General features: G+C 67.3%; 20 protein-coding genes and 1 riboswitch. Of the genes, 8 read left to right on the forward strand and 12 right to left on the reverse strand.

Annotated features, from left to right (window positions below):
* Window positions 1-37 precede the first annotated feature (37 nt).
* Complete coding sequence (recX, locus tag MNAB215_RS28270; protein WP_077081698.1) at window positions 38-559, reverse strand: recombination regulator RecX; 522 nt, start codon at window positions 557-559, stop codon at window positions 38-40.
* Window positions 525-1565 carry a recombinase RecA gene (gene recA, locus MNAB215_RS28275; protein WP_077081699.1) on the reverse strand — a complete coding sequence of 347 codons (1041 nt, stop codon included), beginning with the start codon at window positions 1563-1565 and terminating at the stop codon, window positions 525-527. The genes recX and recA overlap by 35 nt, the downstream gene beginning before the upstream one ends.
* Window positions 1566-1728: 163 nt before the next feature.
* A riboswitch (cobalamin riboswitch) is annotated at window positions 1729-1856 on the forward strand.
* A gap of 43 nt (window positions 1857-1899) precedes the next feature.
* Between recA and MNAB215_RS28285 the strand changes: the two genes are divergently transcribed.
* On the forward strand, window positions 1900-2574 hold the full coding sequence (locus MNAB215_RS28285) for a (2Fe-2S)-binding protein (RefSeq protein WP_077081700.1): 675 nt from the start codon (window positions 1900-1902) through the stop codon (window positions 2572-2574).
* A gap of 219 nt (window positions 2575-2793) precedes the next feature.
* Here MNAB215_RS28285 and MNAB215_RS28290 read toward each other — a convergent pair whose 3' ends face one another.
* Window positions 2794-2985: a DUF3046 domain-containing protein gene (locus MNAB215_RS28290; RefSeq protein WP_425436527.1), complete on the reverse strand. Its 192-nt coding sequence runs from the start codon at window positions 2983-2985 to the stop codon at window positions 2794-2796.
* A 21-nt stretch (window positions 2986-3006) separates the two neighbouring features.
* Window positions 3007-4173, reverse strand: a complete 1167-nt coding sequence (locus tag MNAB215_RS28295; RefSeq protein ID WP_108637819.1) for a glycosyltransferase — start codon at window positions 4171-4173, stop codon at window positions 3007-3009.
* Between the two features lie 52 nt (window positions 4174-4225).
* Between MNAB215_RS28295 and MNAB215_RS28300 the strand changes: the two genes are divergently transcribed.
* Together MNAB215_RS28300 and MNAB215_RS28305 are read left to right on the forward strand one after the other, a co-directional pair.
* Complete coding sequence (locus tag MNAB215_RS28300; RefSeq protein WP_077081701.1) at window positions 4226-4657, forward strand: limonene-1,2-epoxide hydrolase family protein; 432 nt, start codon at window positions 4226-4228, stop codon at window positions 4655-4657.
* A gap of 10 nt (window positions 4658-4667) precedes the next feature.
* Window positions 4668-5096, forward strand: a complete 429-nt coding sequence (locus tag MNAB215_RS28305) for a DUF5313 domain-containing protein (protein ID WP_077081702.1) — start codon at window positions 4668-4670, stop codon at window positions 5094-5096.
* Here MNAB215_RS28305 and pspM read toward each other — a convergent pair.
* From pspM to pgsA, 4 genes are all read right to left on the reverse strand, one after another.
* Entirely contained in the window at window positions 5093-5899 is an 807-nt protein-coding gene (gene pspM, locus MNAB215_RS28310; protein ID WP_425436528.1) for a phage shock envelope stress response protein PspM, read from the reverse strand. The two genes, MNAB215_RS28305 and pspM, sit on opposite strands and share 4 nt — an antisense overlap.
* 30 nt (window positions 5900-5929) lie before the next feature.
* Entirely contained in the window at window positions 5930-6754 is an 825-nt protein-coding gene (gene pspA, locus MNAB215_RS28315; protein ID WP_077081704.1) for a phage shock protein PspA, read from the reverse strand.
* 301 nt (window positions 6755-7055) lie between these two features.
* Window positions 7056-7394, reverse strand: a complete 339-nt coding sequence (gene clgR, locus MNAB215_RS28320; protein ID WP_077081705.1) for a transcriptional regulator ClgR — start codon at window positions 7392-7394, stop codon at window positions 7056-7058.
* Window positions 7395-7495: 101 nt separating this feature from the next.
* On the reverse strand, window positions 7496-8086 hold the full coding sequence (gene pgsA, locus MNAB215_RS28325) for a CDP-diacylglycerol--glycerol-3-phosphate 3-phosphatidyltransferase (RefSeq protein WP_217348953.1): 591 nt from the start codon (window positions 8084-8086) through the stop codon (window positions 7496-7498).
* Between the two features lie 38 nt (window positions 8087-8124).
* On the opposite strand from pgsA, the gene MNAB215_RS28330 reads away from it, so the two are divergent.
* A complete protein-coding gene (locus MNAB215_RS28330) occupies window positions 8125-8664 on the forward strand; it encodes an amino-acid N-acetyltransferase (protein WP_077081706.1) in 540 nt (179 codons plus the stop codon).
* Window positions 8665-8668: 4 nt separating this feature from the next.
* Here MNAB215_RS28330 and MNAB215_RS28335 read toward each other — a convergent pair whose 3' ends face one another.
* Window positions 8669-11164: an FtsK/SpoIIIE family DNA translocase gene (locus MNAB215_RS28335; protein WP_083746282.1), complete on the reverse strand. Its 2496-nt coding sequence runs from the start codon at window positions 11162-11164 to the stop codon at window positions 8669-8671.
* Between the two features lie 98 nt (window positions 11165-11262).
* Here MNAB215_RS28335 and MNAB215_RS28340 point away from each other — a divergent pair, with 98 nt between their 5' ends.
* The 4 genes from MNAB215_RS28340 to MNAB215_RS28355 all read left to right on the forward strand — a co-directional run bounded on the left by MNAB215_RS28340 (window position 11263) and on the right by MNAB215_RS28355 (window position 13830).
* On the forward strand, window positions 11263-11724 hold the full coding sequence (locus MNAB215_RS28340) for a DUF2834 domain-containing protein (RefSeq protein ID WP_077081707.1): 462 nt from the start codon (window positions 11263-11265) through the stop codon (window positions 11722-11724).
* Window positions 11725-11822: 98 nt separating this feature from the next.
* Complete coding sequence (locus MNAB215_RS28345) at window positions 11823-12137, forward strand: putative quinol monooxygenase (protein ID WP_077081708.1); 315 nt, start codon at window positions 11823-11825, stop codon at window positions 12135-12137.
* On the forward strand, window positions 12134-12955 hold the full coding sequence (locus MNAB215_RS28350) for a mycofactocin-coupled SDR family oxidoreductase (RefSeq protein ID WP_077081709.1): 822 nt from the start codon (window positions 12134-12136) through the stop codon (window positions 12953-12955). Before MNAB215_RS28345 ends, MNAB215_RS28350 begins: the two co-directional genes overlap by 4 nt.
* A 2-nt stretch (window positions 12956-12957) precedes the next feature.
* Complete coding sequence (locus MNAB215_RS28355; protein WP_077081710.1) at window positions 12958-13830, forward strand: SAM-dependent methyltransferase; 873 nt, start codon at window positions 12958-12960, stop codon at window positions 13828-13830.
* A 16-nt stretch (window positions 13831-13846) separates the two neighbouring features.
* Here MNAB215_RS28355 and MNAB215_RS28360 read toward each other — a convergent pair whose 3' ends face one another.
* The 3 genes from MNAB215_RS28360 to MNAB215_RS28370 are packed head-to-tail and all read right to left on the reverse strand — an operon-like array spanning window position 13847 to window position 16204.
* Window positions 13847-14437 (reverse strand): hypothetical protein, encoded by a 591-nt coding sequence (locus MNAB215_RS28360; protein ID WP_077081711.1) that lies wholly within the window; start codon window positions 14435-14437, stop codon window positions 13847-13849.
* A gap of 59 nt (window positions 14438-14496) precedes the next feature.
* Entirely contained in the window at window positions 14497-14811 is a 315-nt protein-coding gene (locus MNAB215_RS28365) for a type VII secretion target (protein WP_077081712.1), read from the reverse strand.
* A 31-nt stretch (window positions 14812-14842) separates the two neighbouring features.
* A complete protein-coding gene (locus tag MNAB215_RS28370; RefSeq protein ID WP_077081713.1) occupies window positions 14843-16204 on the reverse strand; it encodes an EspA/EspE family type VII secretion system effector in 1362 nt (453 codons plus the stop codon).
* Window positions 16205-16430: the final 226 nt, after the last annotated feature.

The raw sequence follows: 16430 nt of genomic DNA on the forward strand, positions 1-16430 counted from the left end.
ACGGCGACCGGGCCTCTTGGGATTAACCCGCAGGTCGCTAGACCCGCCGGCGCTCCCGTTCGGCGCTGAGTTCGGCGAGGACGACCTCGCAGGCAAGGTTCTGGCTGTACCCGCGTCGCGCCAGCATGCCCACCAGCCTGCGAGTGATCCGCACGTCGTCGCCGCTCAGCGTGTCCCGCCGCAGTTTGGCTCGCACCAACTCCTCGGCCCGCATCCGTTCGGCAGCCGCATCGATCCCGCCCAGCGCCTCGGTGATCACGTCCCTGTCGACACCCTTGGTATGCAGCTCGGCGGCCAACGCGCGCCTGCTTTTTCCCGCCTTGGCTCGCCGGGACTGCACCCACTGCTGGGCGAAGTCGGCGTCGTCGACCAGCCCGACGGCGGTCAGCCGATCGAGCACCTGCGCACTGAGGGTGTCGGGGTATCCGCGTTTGGTCAGCTGGGCGAGCAACTCGGCCCGGGTTCGCGACCTCGCGGTGAGCAGGCGCAGGCACAGTGCCCGCGCCTGCTCTTCACGGGAGGGCTCAGAAATCGACGGGGGCGGGCAAGACGTCGTCATCGGTCACCACGGCACCAATGCCGAGCTTTTCCTTGATCTTCTTTTCGATCTCGTTGGCGATATCGCCGTTCTCCACCAAGAAGTTGCGGACGTTCTCCTTGCCCTGGCCGAGTTGTTCGCCCTCGTAGGTGAACCAGGATCCGGACTTGCGGATGAAGCCCTGGTCCACGCCCATGTCGATCAGCGAGCCTTCCCGGCTGATGCCACGGCCGTAGAGGATGTCGAACTCGGCCTGCTTGAACGGCGGCGCCACCTTGTTCTTGACGACCTTGACCCGGGTGCGGTTGCCGACCGCGTCGGTGCCGTCCTTGAGCGTCTCGATCCGGCGCACGTCCATGCGCACCGACGCGTAGAACTTCAATGCCTTTCCACCCGTGGTGGTTTCGGGGCTGCCGAACATCACGCCGATCTTCTCGCGGAGCTGGTTGATGAAGATCGCGGTGGTTCCCGAATTGCTCAGCGCGCCAGTCATTTTCCGCAGCGCCTGGCTCATCAGCCGGGCCTGCAGGCCGACATGGCTGTCGCCCATCTCGCCTTCGAGTTCCGCGCGCGGCACCAGCGCGGCCACCGAGTCGATGACCAGAATGTCCAGGGCGCCGGAGCGGATCAGCATGTCGGCGATCTCCAGGGCCTGCTCACCGGTGTCGGGCTGGCTGACCAGCAGGGAATCGGTGTCGACGCCGAGCTTCTTGGCGTAGTCCGGGTCCAGGGCGTGCTCGGCGTCGATGAACGCCGCGACGCCGCCGGCGGCCTGGGCATTGGCCACCGCGTGCAGGGCGACGGTGGTCTTACCCGAGGACTCCGGGCCGTAGATCTCCACGACCCGGCCGCGGGGCAGGCCGCCGATGCCCAAAGCCACGTCCAGGGCGATGGATCCGGTCGGGATGATCGAGATCGGCTGCCGCGTCTCGTCGCCGAGACGCATCACCGAGCCTTTGCCGTAGCTCTTCTCGATCTGGGCCATTGCCAGTTCGAGGGCCTTTTCGCGGTCGGGGGCTTGCGCCATGGTGTCTCTCCTGTAGTCGTTGTTCTCTGACCGGTATCGGTCGGTTGGCCGTGACACTAAAGAGAGCCACCGACAAGTCATCGTCGAACGATCCCCACAGTAGACGAACACCTGTTCGATCAATGTTCGACACGCCGCGGGAGTTCCGTGTGGCAATATCGGCTACCGAAAGGGCACCGACGGGCCCGCATACAGCTGAGGAAACCGGTGCGAATCCGGCGCGGTCCCGCCACTGTGATCGGGCACGTCGTGACCCGAGAGCCAGATACTCACCGTCGGCGCTTCCTCACTCGACACTGGGGCGGATCTCCCCGGAGAGGGCGGTCGTAGAAGCATGGACATCTCCGCCGAGCTGGCCGAAATATCCACCTATAAAGGCTTTTTCGCGCTGACTGTGGGCGGAGACGCGGCTGGATGGCACCCGGTCAGCCACGACTACGCCGACGGATTCAACGAACTGATCGACACCACCGTCAAGCGCTACCGCACGACCGACGCGCGGATCGGCGCCTCACTGGTCCACCTTGGCCATGCTGCCCGATTGTGGTCACCCGTTCTGGCCTGCGCACTGGTCCACGGCGTCATTCCCGACTTCAAAGACCTGCAACGCGCCGACGACGGGGCGCAGCTGCGCATACCGGAGCCCACCGGATCGCCCGTCGAGATCTCGGCGGGCGCGTTGTACCGCGTGGTGGTGAAACAGCACATGCAGCCGTTTGCGGCCGGTCTGCGGCTCAAGTTGGCGCCTACCCTGCTGGCGGGCAACATTGCGTCCGCGCTGGTCGGCGCGTCGCGGGCGCTGCTCGCGGCCCGGCCCGACTTGCGCGGCCCGATCGTCGAGATCACCGACTCCCTGCTGGACACCGGCGTGCTATCCGGCTCCGGCGTGCTCACCGGTTCACATCTGGGCTTCCGGCGCGGCAGCTGCTGCCTTTTCTATCGCATCCCCGGGCGATCGGTATGCGGTGACTGCGTGTTTCGCCGGACGCCGGGGGCCAAGCGGAGATGAGTGTGCGGCCAGGGCTTTGAGTGAGTGCCCAGGGCGGCGAAAACGCCCGAATCGCACCGCCCGCGCACACTCGACGCCGCCGATCCACACTCGACGCCACCCGCGCACACTCGACGCCCCGCGCACACTCGACGCCGCCTAGGCCGCCGACGCACACCCGACGCCGATGCCCGCAGGCGCAAACCCGACATAGACCCGGCGCGGCCACCGCGCCCTAGCTCACCACTGGTCGCGCGGCACATCGAAGTCGGCGCACAGCGCCCGCCAGACGTCGCGGGGATCGACGCCCTCCTCGATGGCCTGGGCCGCGGTTCGGCCGAAGCCGGTCAGCACATGATCGACCAGCACCGATGCGCCGTAGGCCGCACCAAACCGCAAGACCACCCGGTCGTTGAACTCCGTCAGCCGCACGCCAGCCAAGATACCGAGCGACTAGCCGGCAAGTGCCAGCGCTTCGTGGCACACCCGCACCGGGTCGGCGACGTCGGTGGCGCCGGTGGCGGCCGCCCGCGCGGCCTCGCGGTAGCCGGGCGACGACAGCACTTCGTTGACCGCGCCCACCAGCGCGTCGGCGCTCAGCGGACGAATCAACCGCCCACTCCCCTGCCGCTGCACCCGATTGGCCAACTCCCACTGGTCCCCGCCGCCGGGCACCGCCACCAGCGGCACCCCGGCCAGCAGCGTCTTGGCCAGCATGCCGTGGCCCCCGCCGCAGATCACCAGGTCGGCGTGCGTCAAAAGCTCCGCCTGGCTGCCCAGTCCGACCACCGCCCACGGCGGCACCGTCAGCTCCGCACCGCCCAGCCGGGAGACCACCAGGCGCGACCCCTCCGGCAGGGTGTCGCCGGGCCTCAGACACTCCAGCGCCAGTTCGGTCAAGCCGACCGTCCCGGTCAACGCGGTCGACGGCGCGATCACCACCACCGGCCCGGTGCCGGCGGGGATCTGCAGCACCTGATCGGTCGGCTCGAAGTGCAGCGGGCCGACGACGACGGCCTCAGCCGGCCAGTCCGGACGGGGCACCTCGAGCGCGGGCAGCGTGGCGATCAGCCGTCGCAGCGGTCCAGGATCGCGGGCCGGCAGCCCGATCTCGGCGCGCGCCAACTCGCGCTGCCGCTGCCCCGCACGCACCGACCGCGCCGTCAGCGCCCGCATCGTGGCGTCACGCAGCCGGCCGCCGATTCCGGTGCCCGGCGCCAGGCCGCTGCCGATCGGCGGCAGCCCCTTGGACGGCAGGTACAGCGGATGCGGGGTGAGCTCTATCCACGGAATCCTCAGCAGCTCGGCCGCCATGCCGCCGCCCGCGGTGATGACGTCGGACACCACCAGGTCGGGTGCCAGGTCGCGCAGCGCGGCCACGTTGAGCTCGGCCATCCGCGCCGCCCGCAGGTGGATCCGGGCCCCGGCGTCGAGGTCCTCGTCGTCGGCCGTCAGCCCGTCCAGCGGGGCGGCGTCGATACCGGCGGCCCGGGCCGTCTCGATCCACTCCGCACCGGTGAATAAGGCAGGCACATCGCCCGCGTCCCGAAAGCGCTGACACAGCGCGATCGCGGGAAACGAGTGCCCGGGATCCGGCCCGGCGACCACCGCGACGCGCACCGCCCTACCCTGCCACAGCGCCGGCCGGCCGGACTCGCCTACGCTGGCAACCATGACCGAGCCGACTGGGACAACCGTCGCGAACACTCGCACGGTCGAGGGTTTCCTGAACGCCTTGCAGGACGCCGATTACGACGCCGCGGACGCCGCTTTGGACGACAACCTCGTCTACGAGAACGTCGGGTTGCCGACGATTCACGGTCGCGCCCGCGCGATCAAACTCTTCCGCCAGATGGAAGGTCGCGCCTCGTTCGAGGTGAAGATCCACCGTATCGCCGCCGACGGCGCCGCGGTGCTGACCGAGCGCAGTGATGCGCTGATCTTCGGCCCGCTGCGGCTCCAGTTCTGGGTCTGCGGCGTGTTCGAGGTGCACAACGGGCGAATCACGTTGTGGCGGGACTACTTTGACTTCTACGACATGCTCAAGGCCACCGCCCGCGGCCTGGCGGCGCTGGTGCTGCCGTCGTTGAAGCCGTCGTTCTAGACCGGCGCGGATGAGCCAGGACGCGAGCCGCGCCAAGCCGAACGCGTGGCAGTACATCCGGTATTGCTACGGCGGGCGGCTGCCGGACTCGATGCGGGACTGGGTGCGTGAGGACCTGACCGGCAAGGGCGCCGCGCGCCGGATGATGCTGCGCGTCGCGGCGCCGGCGGTGCTGGTGCTCACTCCGTTCTGGCTGATCCCGACCACGCTCGAAGTTCACCTGAGCATGACGCTGCCCATCCTCATTCCGTTCGTGTACTTCTCGCATGCGCTGAACAAGGTATGGCGCCGGCACATGCTGCAGGTGCACGGCCTCGACCCGGAGCTGGTCGACGAGCTTGCCCGCAAGCGGGACGCCCCCATCTACCAGGCCTACCTCGACCGCTACCGCCCACGCCCGGACGCCGGGCCGGGACCGCCGCAGCCCCCGGAGGGCTAGCGGCGCTGCAGACCGCCGAGTTCGTCGAACGCCTGCGCCCAGCCGATCAGGCGATCGGTGGCTTCGACCAGCTCGTCGCGGCACCGCTGCTGGGCGGCCGCCAGGCCCACGCCCGCGTCGCCGCTCACCGATGAAACCAATTGTGCTGCGGCAGTGACCATTTCGTTGTACTGACGGACACCAGCACTCAGCTGTGCGGTGAACGCGTTGATGGTGGGCACCAGATACGCCCGCGACGGCTCCGCATGCTGCGCCGCCCGCTCCATCGACACAACCTCGGCCGCGGTGGCCGCCATCGCCGACGACGTCCGATTGGCCGCTGCGGTCAGATCGCGGATCTCGGCCGATGGCAGCATCGCCCCGCGTTCGATCACGCCCAACAACGAGAAGAAGCCGCGCTCGGAGGCGCCCAGCGCGGACATCGCCGGGCGCGCTGCCGAGCCGGGCGGCGGCAGCCGGCGGACGCTGACAGGCCGTTGCGCAGGCAGCGGCTCGGCCTTCAGCCAGTGGTAGCGGAAGAACAACAGCGTCGCGGGAATCACCTCGACGACCGCGATGCCGCCAGTGATCTGCAGCAACAACGCGAACCAGCCCCAGGCCGCCAGCACCGCCGTGACCAAACCCCAGAACACGCTGCCGGCCGTGAAGATCCAGGCCCAGCGCAGCGCGCGCCGGCGCCGGCGCAGCAGCCGCGCCCGCGGATCGGCGGCGGCGCTGATCTTGCGGGCGACCAAGTCGGAGACGTCGGCGGCGGTGTCCAACCCGCGCTGCAGCAGCGCGCGCCACGGCCCGCGCTGACTCACATTCCCCGACATCTCGCTGCGCCCGCCGAATTACTGGCCGAGCGGCTTCTCGGCGACCGGGCCGCCAGCGGGCTCGGCGGGCGCGGCTGGAGTGGCTCCGGGGGCCGCGGCCGTCCCGCCCGCCGGCAGGGCCTCGCCGCGCATCGACGCCTTGATCTGCTCCAACCGGGAGTGGCCGGCCATCTGCACACTGGCCTGCTCGACCTCGAGCATGCGGCCCTGCACCGAGCCCTGGGCCAGTTCGGCGGAGCCGATCGCGTTGGCGTAGCGGCGTTCGATCTTGTCGCGCACCTCGTCGAGGCTCGGGGTGTTGCCCGGGGCAGCGATCTCGCTCATCGACCGCAGCGACGCGCTGACCTGTTCCTGCATCTTGGCCTGCTCGAGCTGGCTGAGCAGCTTGGTGCGCTCCGCGACCTTCTGCTGCAGCACCATCGAATTCTGCTCGACGGCCTTCTTGGCTTGCGTGGCCGCGTTGAGCGCCTGGTCGTGCAGGGCTTTGAGGTCCTCGACGCTTTGCTCGGCGGTGACCAGCTGAGCCGCGAACGCCTCGGCGGCGTTGTTGTACTCGAGGGCCTTGGCGGAGTCCGCGGCCGAGGTGGCCTGGTCGGCCAGCGTCAGGGCCTGACGCACGTTGACCTGCAGTTTTTCGATATCGGCCAGCTGCCGGTTGAGCCGCATCTCCAGCTGGCGCTGGTTGCCGATCACCTGCGCGGCCTGCTGGGTCAGCGCCTGATGGGTGCGCTGCGCTTCCTCGATGGCCTGCTGAATCTGCACTTTGGGGTCGGCGTGTTCGTCAATTTTCGCGTTGAACAGCGCCATGAAGTACTTCCACGCTTTGACGAACGGATTAGCCATGACTTAGCTCCACCTTCGCTTTTAGGCGACCCAGGGTCCGGTTAGGCCCTAGCTGCGCACATTCTGTCGCTCAATTTATCGGGTCGGCGCCGATCGCCCCACCCCTGGCGCTGATCGGCCCATCCGCCACCCAGCCACTTGGCGCTGATCGCCCCAGCCCTGGCGCTGATCGACCCATCCGCCACCCAGGCCACTTGGCGCCGATCGCCCCATCCGCCACCCAGGCCACTTGGCGCTGACCGGCCCATCCGCCACCCAGGCCACTTGGCGCTGATCGGCCCATCCGGCGCCGGGCCGGCACTCAGGCCACCGCAAGCGACGCCACCGGCGGGATGACGACCTTGGTGCTCGCATCGATGGTGGTCGCGCTGGCTGCGATCGGCGGCGCGGCGTGGGCTGCGCTTTCCTCGCTGGCCATCCGCTGACCGGCGTCGGTGAGCACCGTGGACACCGGAACCTGCAGCGCATCGCAGATGGCGTTGAGCAACTCGCTGGAGGGTTCTTTGCGGCCGCGCTCCACCTCGGAGAGATAGCCGAGGCTGACCCGGGCTGCATCGGAGACCTCGCGCAGCGTCCGGCCCTGTGACGTCCGGGCCCCGCGCAGCACCTCGCCGATGACCTCGCGCACCAGTGGCGACATCCCGCTCTCCTTCGTCCAGCCAAACACCCTTCAGCACCGAATCGGCGCACTCAAATAGGTCAACGCCGGCCGCGGCGTTCTTGGTTCCCGGTCGCGGCCGATCAGTTTGGTGTCCGCCGCACTTCCCGGATCGTGGACGCCACGTAGTCGAGGCCGGTGACCACCGTGAGCACGATCGCGACTGCCATCACCACCGCCGCAGCGATCAAGAAAGGCCCAGACAACGGCAACACGAACAACCCGATCGCGACCGCCTGGACAAAAGTCTTGAGTTTGCCGCCCCAGCTGGCGGGAATGACCCCGCGGCGGATCACCGCCAGCCGGAGCAATGTCACGCCGATCTCGCGGATCAGGATCACCACCGTGACCCACCAGGGCAGGTCGCTGAGCATCGACAGCGCTACCAGCGCCGATCCGATCAGCATCTTGTCCGCGATCGGGTCGACGAAGGCGCCGAATTCGGTAGCCATCCCATAGTTGCGGGCCAGCAGGCCGTCCAGCCGGTCGGTGATGCAGGCGACCGCGAAAATCGCGAAAGCCGTTATGCGCCAAAGAGTTTCGTGGCCCCCACCGCCGAACATGGCGAGCAGGAAAATAGGGACCAACACCAGCCGCAGCAACGTCAGGACATTCGCCAGGTTGGCGATACGGGCACGCCCTGCGACCGGACCTGTCTGCGGCTGCCCCGACACGGCATCAGAATAGCTGTTGACCAGCGCAGCCGTGGTTGATGTCAATACTGTTAACCGTGACCGAAAGTTCACAGGGTGCCCCGCCGGCGGTCGTGATCCGGCGCGCGCGAACCTCCGACGTCCCCGCGATGAAGAATCTCGTCGACACCTACGCCGGCAAGATCCTGCTGGAAAAGAACCTGGTGACGCTATATGAGGCCGTCCAGGAATTCTGGGTGGCCGAGCTCGGGGGCCGAGTCGTCGGTTGTGGCGCATTGCACGTGTTCTGGTCCGATCTCGGCGAGATCCGCACCGTCGCGGTCGACCCGGCGGCCACCGGCCACGGCATCGGCCACGCGATCGTCTCGCGGCTGCTCGAGGTCGCTCGCGAGCTGCAGTTGAAACGGATCTTCGTGCTGACCTTCGAGACCGAGTTCTTCGGCAAGCACGGCTTTACCGAGATCGAGGGCACGCCGGTGAACGCCGAGGTGTTCGAGGAGATGTGCCGCTCCTATGACATCGGTGTGGCCGAATTCCTGGACCTGAGCTACGTCAAGCCCAACATTCTCGGCAACACCCGGATGCTGCTGCTGCTCTGAGGACCTAGTCGTCGGCCCCTGCGTCGTCGTCGGACCCGTCGGCGTTGGCGCCGCCCCGGATCAACGCCAGCGTTCCGGCCAGCTCGTCGGGCTTGACCAGCACCTCGCGCGCCTTGGAACCCTCGCTGGGCCCGACGATGCCGCGGGTCTCCATCAGGTCCATCAGCCGGCCCGCTTTGGCGAAGCCGACCCGCAGCTTGCGCTGCAGCATCGAGGTCGAGCCGAATTGGCTCGACACCACCAGCTCGACAGCCTGGAGGAACACGTCCATGTCGTCGCCGATGTCCGGGTCGACGTCGGTGCGCTCGGTGGTCGGCTTGGCGGTGGTGACGCCGTCGGTGTATTCGGGCTCGGCCTGCTCCTTGCAGGCGGTGACGACGGCCTGGATCTCCTCGTCGGTGATGTAGGCGCCCTGCAGCCGGATGGGCTTGTTCGAGCCCATCGGCAGGAACAGGCCATCGCCCATACCGATGAGCTTTTCGGCTCCCGCCTGATCCAGGATCACCCGGCTGTCGATCAGCGACGACGTCGCGAACGCCAGCCGCGACGGCACGTTCGTCTTGATCAGCCCCGTGACGACGTCCACCGACGGCCGCTGGGTGGCCAGCACCAGGTGGATGCCCGCGGCGCGCGCCTTCTGGGTGATACGCACGATGGCGTCCTCGACGTCGCGCGGGGCGGTCATCATCAGGTCGGCCAGCTCGTCGACGATCGCCAGCACGTAGGGGTAGGGCCGGTAGACGCGCTGGCTGCCCAGCGGCGCGGTGATCTCACCCGATCGCACCTTGGAGTTGAAGTCGTCGATGTGACGCACCCGGGAGGCCTGCATGTCCTGGTAACGCTGTTCCATCTCCTCGACGAGCCAGGCCAGCGCGGCCGCCGCCTTCTTCGGCTGGGTGATGATCGGCGTAATCAGGTGCGGAATGCCTTCGTACGGCGTCAGTTCCACCATCTTCGGGTCGATCAGGATCATCCTGACCTCTTCGGGGGTGGCCCGGGTCAGCAGCGAAATCAGCATCGAGTTGACGAAGCTGGACTTACCCGAACCGGTGGAGCCGGCCACCAGCAGGTGCGGCATCTTGGCCAGATTGGCCGAGATGAAGTCGCCTTCGATGTCCTTGCCCAGCCCGATGACCAGCGGGTGGTGGTCGCGGCGGGTCGACGGGTCGGTGAGCACGTCGGCCAGGCGCACCATCTCGCGGTCGGTGTTGGGCACCTCGATGCCGACGGCGGACTTGCCGGGAATCGGCGCCAGCATGCGCACACTCTCGGTGGCCACCGCGTAGGCGATGTTCTTCTGCAGTGCGGTGATCTTCTCGACCTTGACGCCCGGCCCCAGCTCGACCTCGTAGCGGGTGACGGTCGGTCCCCGGGTGCAGCCGGTGACCGCGGCGTCGACCTTGAACTGGGTGAGCACCTCGCTGATGGCGTCGGCCATCTGGGTGTTGGCCGCGCTGCGCTTCTTGGGCGGGTCACCGGCGACCAGCAGGTCCAGCGACGGCAGGTGGTAGGGGCCCTCGACGACCCGGTCCGTTACCGCAGTGTCCTGCTTCTTGGCGCGACGACGGCTGCGCGCGGTGGGCTCCGGGATGGTGGGGGTTTCGTCGCTCAGCGGGTCGTCCTGGGCAACGTCCAGCGACGGCCGGGGCTGCTGTTCGACGGGGCCGTCGTCGTAAGACCCGTCGGAGAAGTCTTCGGTCGGCGGGTCGTCGTCGAATTCGTCGGCGTAGTCATAGGCGTCGTCGTCGTAGACCTCGTCAACGAACCGAGTGTGGAACATGGCGCGCATCACCAGCGGCAGCTCGCGGATCGTGGTACCGGTCAGCAGCAGCAGCCCGAACATGAAACCGATGAACAGCAGCGGCGCGGCGATCCACGGCGTCAGCCCATCGGCCAACGGGCCGCCGATGGCGAAACCGATGAATCCCGCTGCCCGACGGCGTAATTCGGGATCCTCCGGCGAGCCCGACCACAGGTGGCGCAGCCCGAGCACCGACAGCCCGATCATGGTCGCACCCAGGATCAGCCGGGGCCGAGCGTCGGGGTTGGGCTGAGTACGCATCAGCAGGACAGCGACGGCGCCCAGGACGGCCGGCATCGCGAGGACGGCCGAGCCGATGAAGGTCCGCAGACCCATATCGACCCACGCGCCCACCGGCCGCGCGGCGTCGAACCACGAACTGGCGGCGATCACCACCGCGAGGCCGAGCAGCACCAGCGCGATGCCATCCCGGCGATGCCCCGGTTCGATATCGCGGGCCCGTCCGATCGACCGTGCCGCACCCCCGGTACCCCGGGCCGCCATCAGCCAGGTGGCGCGCGCGGCGCGCCCACACGTCACCCCGGTAGCCACCAGCAGCGACTGATTGCGCCGCTTGGCGGGCCTGCCCGCCCGCTTGCGGGGTGGGGCTGGTCGTCTCCCTCGGGACCCGCTGGCCCGTGAAGGGGCCTTCGACCTGCTCGTTCGGGTTGCAGAGCGGGCGGCGGTCTTACTAGGCATGATCGCAAGGGTAGTCGCAATCGCCCCACATTCACCATCTGCCACACGGGTCACAAAAGTGTGTCAATTCGGCGATTGGCCGGCTCTACCATGCCGAAATGGCCGAAACCACTGCTCCTCCGCCCGCAGCGGGCTTGCCGACAGCCAGCAAGGCCCTCTGCGCCGTCTACGCCGTCATCGCGATCGCCGCATTAGTGGCCACCTGGAGCCAGAACGCCGCCTACTTCGACCGCGGCGCGAGCTTTCTCGTACCGTTCCTCAACGACTCCCGTGTGACCCCCGCGTCGAGGTCGCTGACGGCCGATATCCTGCTGTTCTTCCTCTCCGCCGCGGTCCTGATGGTGATCGAGGCCAGAAAGCACGGCGTCAGGTTCGTGTGGCTCTACATCGTGGCTGGAGTGTCGATTGCGATCAGCGTGGCATTCCCGCTGTTTTTGATCGCTCGCGAACTTCGCATCGCCAAGACAGCGCCGTCGCGACTGGGCACCGCCGACGCCGTTGGGCTCGCCGTATTCGCCATCGTGGTCGCGGCCCTCACGGTTTGGGTGGACGCGGGATGAGTCGGCCTGGCGGCGTCTGAGTAGGGTGGCTGATGTGTTTTGAAGGGTGATGAAAGTCACCCCGCCAACTACCCCTTGAGCTGCCAGGAGGCCCCAGCATGCCCGTTGTCGTCGTCGCCACCTTGACCGTCAAACCCGAATCGGTCGACACCGTCCGCGACATCCTCACGACCGCGGCCGAAGAGGTACACACCGAGCCCGGTTGCCAGCTGTATTCGGTGCACGAATCGGGTGAGACGTTCGTCTTCGTCGAGCAGTGGGCCGACGAGGAGGCGCTGAAGGCGCACAGCGCCGCCCCCGCGGTGGCCAAGATGTTCACGGCGGCCGGCGAGCACCTGGCCGGGGCCCCGGACATCAAGATGCTGCAGCCGGTTCCCGCGGGCGACCCGGACAAGGGTCAGCTCCGCCGGTGAGTGATCGGCCGCTCGAAGGAAAAGTCGCGCTGATCACCGGCGCGGCACGCGGTCAGGGCCGCGCGCACGCGGTTCGCTTGGCCGCCGACGGCGCCGACGTGATCGCGATCGATATCTGCGCGCCGATCGCCAGCGTGCCCTATGCGCTTGCCAGCGCCGAGGACCTGGCCGCCACGGTCAAACTCGTCGAGGACACCGGGGCGCGCATCGTGGCCAGGGAGGCCGACGTCCGCGACCGCGCCTCGTTGTCGGCCGCGGTGCAGGAGGGCATCGAGGAGCTCGGCCGGCTCGACATCGTGGTGGCCAACGCCGGGATCGCCCCCATGCAATCCGGTGATGACGGCTGGCGCGACGTCATCGACGTCAACCTGACCGGTGTCTACAACACGATCAAGTCCGCGATACCGACCATGGTCAGGCAGGGCACCGGCGGATCCATCGTGCTGATCAGTTCAGCCGCGGGCCTGGCCGGGGTCGGGAGCCCGGACGCCGGCTCCGTCGGCTACGCGGCCGCCAAGCACGGCGTGGTCGGCCTGATGCGCGTCTACGCGAATCTCCTTGCCCAGCAAATGATTCGGGTCAACTCGATCCACCCGACGGGCGTCGAAACCCCGATGATCAACAACGAGTTCACCCGCGGCTGGCTGGCCCAGATGTCGGCCGCGACCGACACGCCCGGAGCCATGGGCAATGCCATGCCGGTCGAGGTGCTGCAGCCCGAGGACATCGCCAACGCGGTGGCATGGTTGGTGTCCGATCAGGCCCGCTACATCACCGGAGTGACGTTGCCCGTGGACGCCGGCTTTTTGAATAAGTAGCCATGGCCCGAAACCCTGCGGCGCAGACCGCTTTTGGCCCGATGGTGCTGGCCGCCGTCGAGCAAAACGAACCTGCGGGCCGGCGGCTCGTCGACGACGACCTCGCCGAACTGTTCTTGCCGGCACCGCTGCGGTGGCTGGTCGCCGCGACCCGCTTGACGCCGGTGCGGCGCCTGATGGTCCGCGCATCGGAGTGGACGGGCCCAGGTTTGTGGGCAAATCTGGCCTGCCGTAAGCGTTTTATAGCCGACAAGCTCACCGAATCGTTGGCCGACGTCAACGCCGTCGTCGTTCTCGGCGCCGGATTGGACACCCGCGGCTACCTGCTGACGCGACAGGTGCGCATCCCGGTCTTCGAGGTGGACCTGCCAGTCAACATCGCCAGGAAGGCCAAGACGGTCCGGCGGGTGATGGGCCAGCCACCGCTGTCAGTTCGGTTGGTGGCGCTGGACTTCGAGCGTGACGACCTGTTGACGGCGCTTGCCGAACACGGTTATCACACCGACTACCGGGCGTTCTTCATCTGCGAAGGCGTGACGCAGTACCTCAGCGAGGCCGGTGTCCGGCGGACGCTGGAGGGCCTGCGGGCCGCCGCCCCGGGCAGCCGATTGGTGTTCACCTACGTCAAGCGGGACTTCATCGACGGGACGAATCGCTACGGAACGCGCACGCTGTACCGCAACGTCCGCCAGCGAAACCAGCTGTGGCAGTTTGGTTTACAGCCCGACGAGGTCGCCGGGTTCATCGCCGACTATGGTTGGCGGCTGGTGGAGCAGGCCGGGCCCGACGAACTCGTACAGCGCTACGTCGAACCCACCGGCCGCAAGCTCGGGGCATCCGAGCTGGAGTGGTCGGCGTACGCCGAGAAGGTCTAGCGCCGAGCCCGAAGGTCTATTGGTTGACCGTGTACCGGGTAGCGAACACTTCCGCCTGGGCCGCGGCGGCCTGCTCTGGCGTCGTTAAGCCGATGCCGCTCTTCATGAACTGTCCTACGACGTCGGCGCCGGACCCCAAATCACGCATCGCTTCAGCCAAAGCACCGTCTTCTTGCCAGTAGCTCTGCTGGGCGGCGAGCGCCTTTTGCCGCGCCAGGTCGGCGATGACGAGTATCTCGTCGGCGAGCTCGGCTTCGGTCATGCCAGTCGCTGTGGGCGACAATCGGACGTGATCCGGGGTGCCGTCCAGAAGTGCTGACACCGAGACGGTTTCGGGGGGATTGGTCACCGTGCAGCCGTCGGCGGTGTCGTCTTGGACTTCCCCGGAAACCTCGGTTTGCGAATCGAGCGCATCCAGGTTGGCTTCGGTGTCGGCGGGTTCGGCCGGCGAGAACGTGGCCAGTGCGTCGTCAACCGACTCCTCGCTCCCATCGTCTTCGGGGGCCGAGAAATCCAAAGCGTCCGGTTGCTCGAATTCGTCGGAATCGGGCGCGTCCGCAATGAAATCCAAGGCGGCCAATTCATCGTGGTCGTCGGGCTGATACATGGCTCCCCCTTTCGGAGTGAGGTTTGTGGTGGTGGAATCCGCGTCGCTTTTCGACGTGATCAGCGATCAAGGACCTGCCGGTCGATGTTCTGGCCCGCCTCGTCGTCGGTGCCTGTGTAGACGGCTTTTGCGGTGCGCAGCTTGGCGGCGAGCTCGGTCGACGCCTTGCTGACGGCTTCGGCCGTCTTTTGCCGCGCGGCCGCGGCGCCGGTGAAGGCGACGTTGGACACCCCGCTGATGACGCCGTGGGTAACCCAGGCGGCGACCTGAACATTGGAGCCCGCCGATGCCGCGGTCGTGGCCTGGGCAGCCGCTTGGTCTTGCGTTGCCGCCAACTTGTCGAGGTGTGTTGGTGTGACGACTAGGTCGGCCATGGTTACTTCTCCTTAATTCCTGGTTGCTGAATCACGCTGTGCGGGAGACCGGAATGGGCTGGTGGTCTTGTTCGCCCACCGGCACCACCGCGATGGGTGCGCGCTCGGTTCCCTGTGTCGCTGCACCCGCACCGTCGGCGTCGCCCGGACGGGCGGCCTCCTCGGCGGGCACCCCGGAGTCGCGTTCCTCCGAAGCTGTTTGGGCCGCCTGCCGCACCTGTGCCCTGGCTTGGTTCATCAGGGTTTCGGGCTGGGACACCCGGCTGGACAGGTTCGCGGCCTGCCCTGACATCGCAGCCGCCTGAACCAGCGTCGGCATGGTGCCGGTGGGCGTGGACGAGGACGCGTAATCCGGTTCCGGCGGTGCCGCGGGCGCGGCGGGACCCGAAGCACCAGCGGCGCTCGGCGAAGAGTCCTTCGTCGCGCGTTCCTTCGCCGGGCTGGGCGGCGGCGCGACTGCCTGCGCATCCGCCATGGCAGATGCTCCGGACATGCCTGCCGAGATGGCCTCGAAGCTCGACACCGTGGACTCGCCCGCGGCGGCCACTTTCGTCTGAGCGAAGGCACCGTGTTGAGTGATGCCGGCGACCAGCTCAGAGTAGTTGGCGGCCAAAGCATCTGCCTTTTTACCGTTTTCGATCGAGTAGCCAAGCAATGTTCCCAGGAAGCTGACGGCGGCCGAAATCCCCAGCGTCGCAACCGTGATAGCGAAGGCCTTCGCCGCAATCGGGCCGGCCGGCGCCGGCACCGCGAACGTGATGACCAACTCGATGGCAAGAGCCGCCAACAGGACATCGTTCAGTATGCCGAAAGCTAAATGCATGTGGGTGACCCAGTCGGCCTGGTTTTTCACCAGGGCTGCCAGCTGGTTGTCCAGGTCGGCCATTGTCTGCGCCACAGTGCGTAGCGTCGTGTCCAGAGCGGCATAGGCTTCCGACGCGTCGCCCTGCCAACCGGTGTCGGGAAGTGCGGACGTCAGCTGCCCGGCAAGTGTTGTTAATTGCTGCGAACCACTCTTCAGAGAATCGCCTTCGTAGGGTGACCCGAATCCGGTTGTCAGCTGCAAAAGTTGGACGGTGGTGATGGTCCAGGAGATGATGCTGATGCCTTTGGCGAACTCTTTGGCGCCCGCTTCTCCACCCATCTTGTTGATCATGTTGAATCGGGCACCCGTAGATAGGGACTTCATGTACCCAGCGACCATCTTCCCGGCAAACGGAGACGCAAGCGACCCAATGTCGCCCGCGAAATTGGTCCCCATCGCCGCGGTACCTTCAGCGCTCGATTCCCCGGAGCCGCTCCAGCCACCGAGGTCGAGGCCCAGGCCCGCGCCTTGTTGACCCAAGGCGGCCAGGCTGGCGATGCACTTCGCGGCAGCTGCAAATACAGACATCGGAGATTCCCTTCAGACTTACTTAGCCATGGTTAACAATAAACCTAAGCAACAGTTGGTGATGGGTAACGTAACACGGCTCCGCATGCCCTCAGCGCACCAATTTTTTCGCACGCGCAGCAACAGCGATTGTTAGATGACCTGGGTAAATACGTGCGGTTGAAGGGGTCAAGGGCGCCCTAGACTGATGCCCGCACCACTGATGCCCCTGAAAGAAAGGTCGCCC

This window comes from Mycobacterium numidiamassiliense (genome assembly GCF_900157365.1).
GTDB classification, from domain to species: Bacteria; Actinomycetota; Actinomycetes; order Mycobacteriales; family Mycobacteriaceae; genus Mycobacterium; species Mycobacterium numidiamassiliense.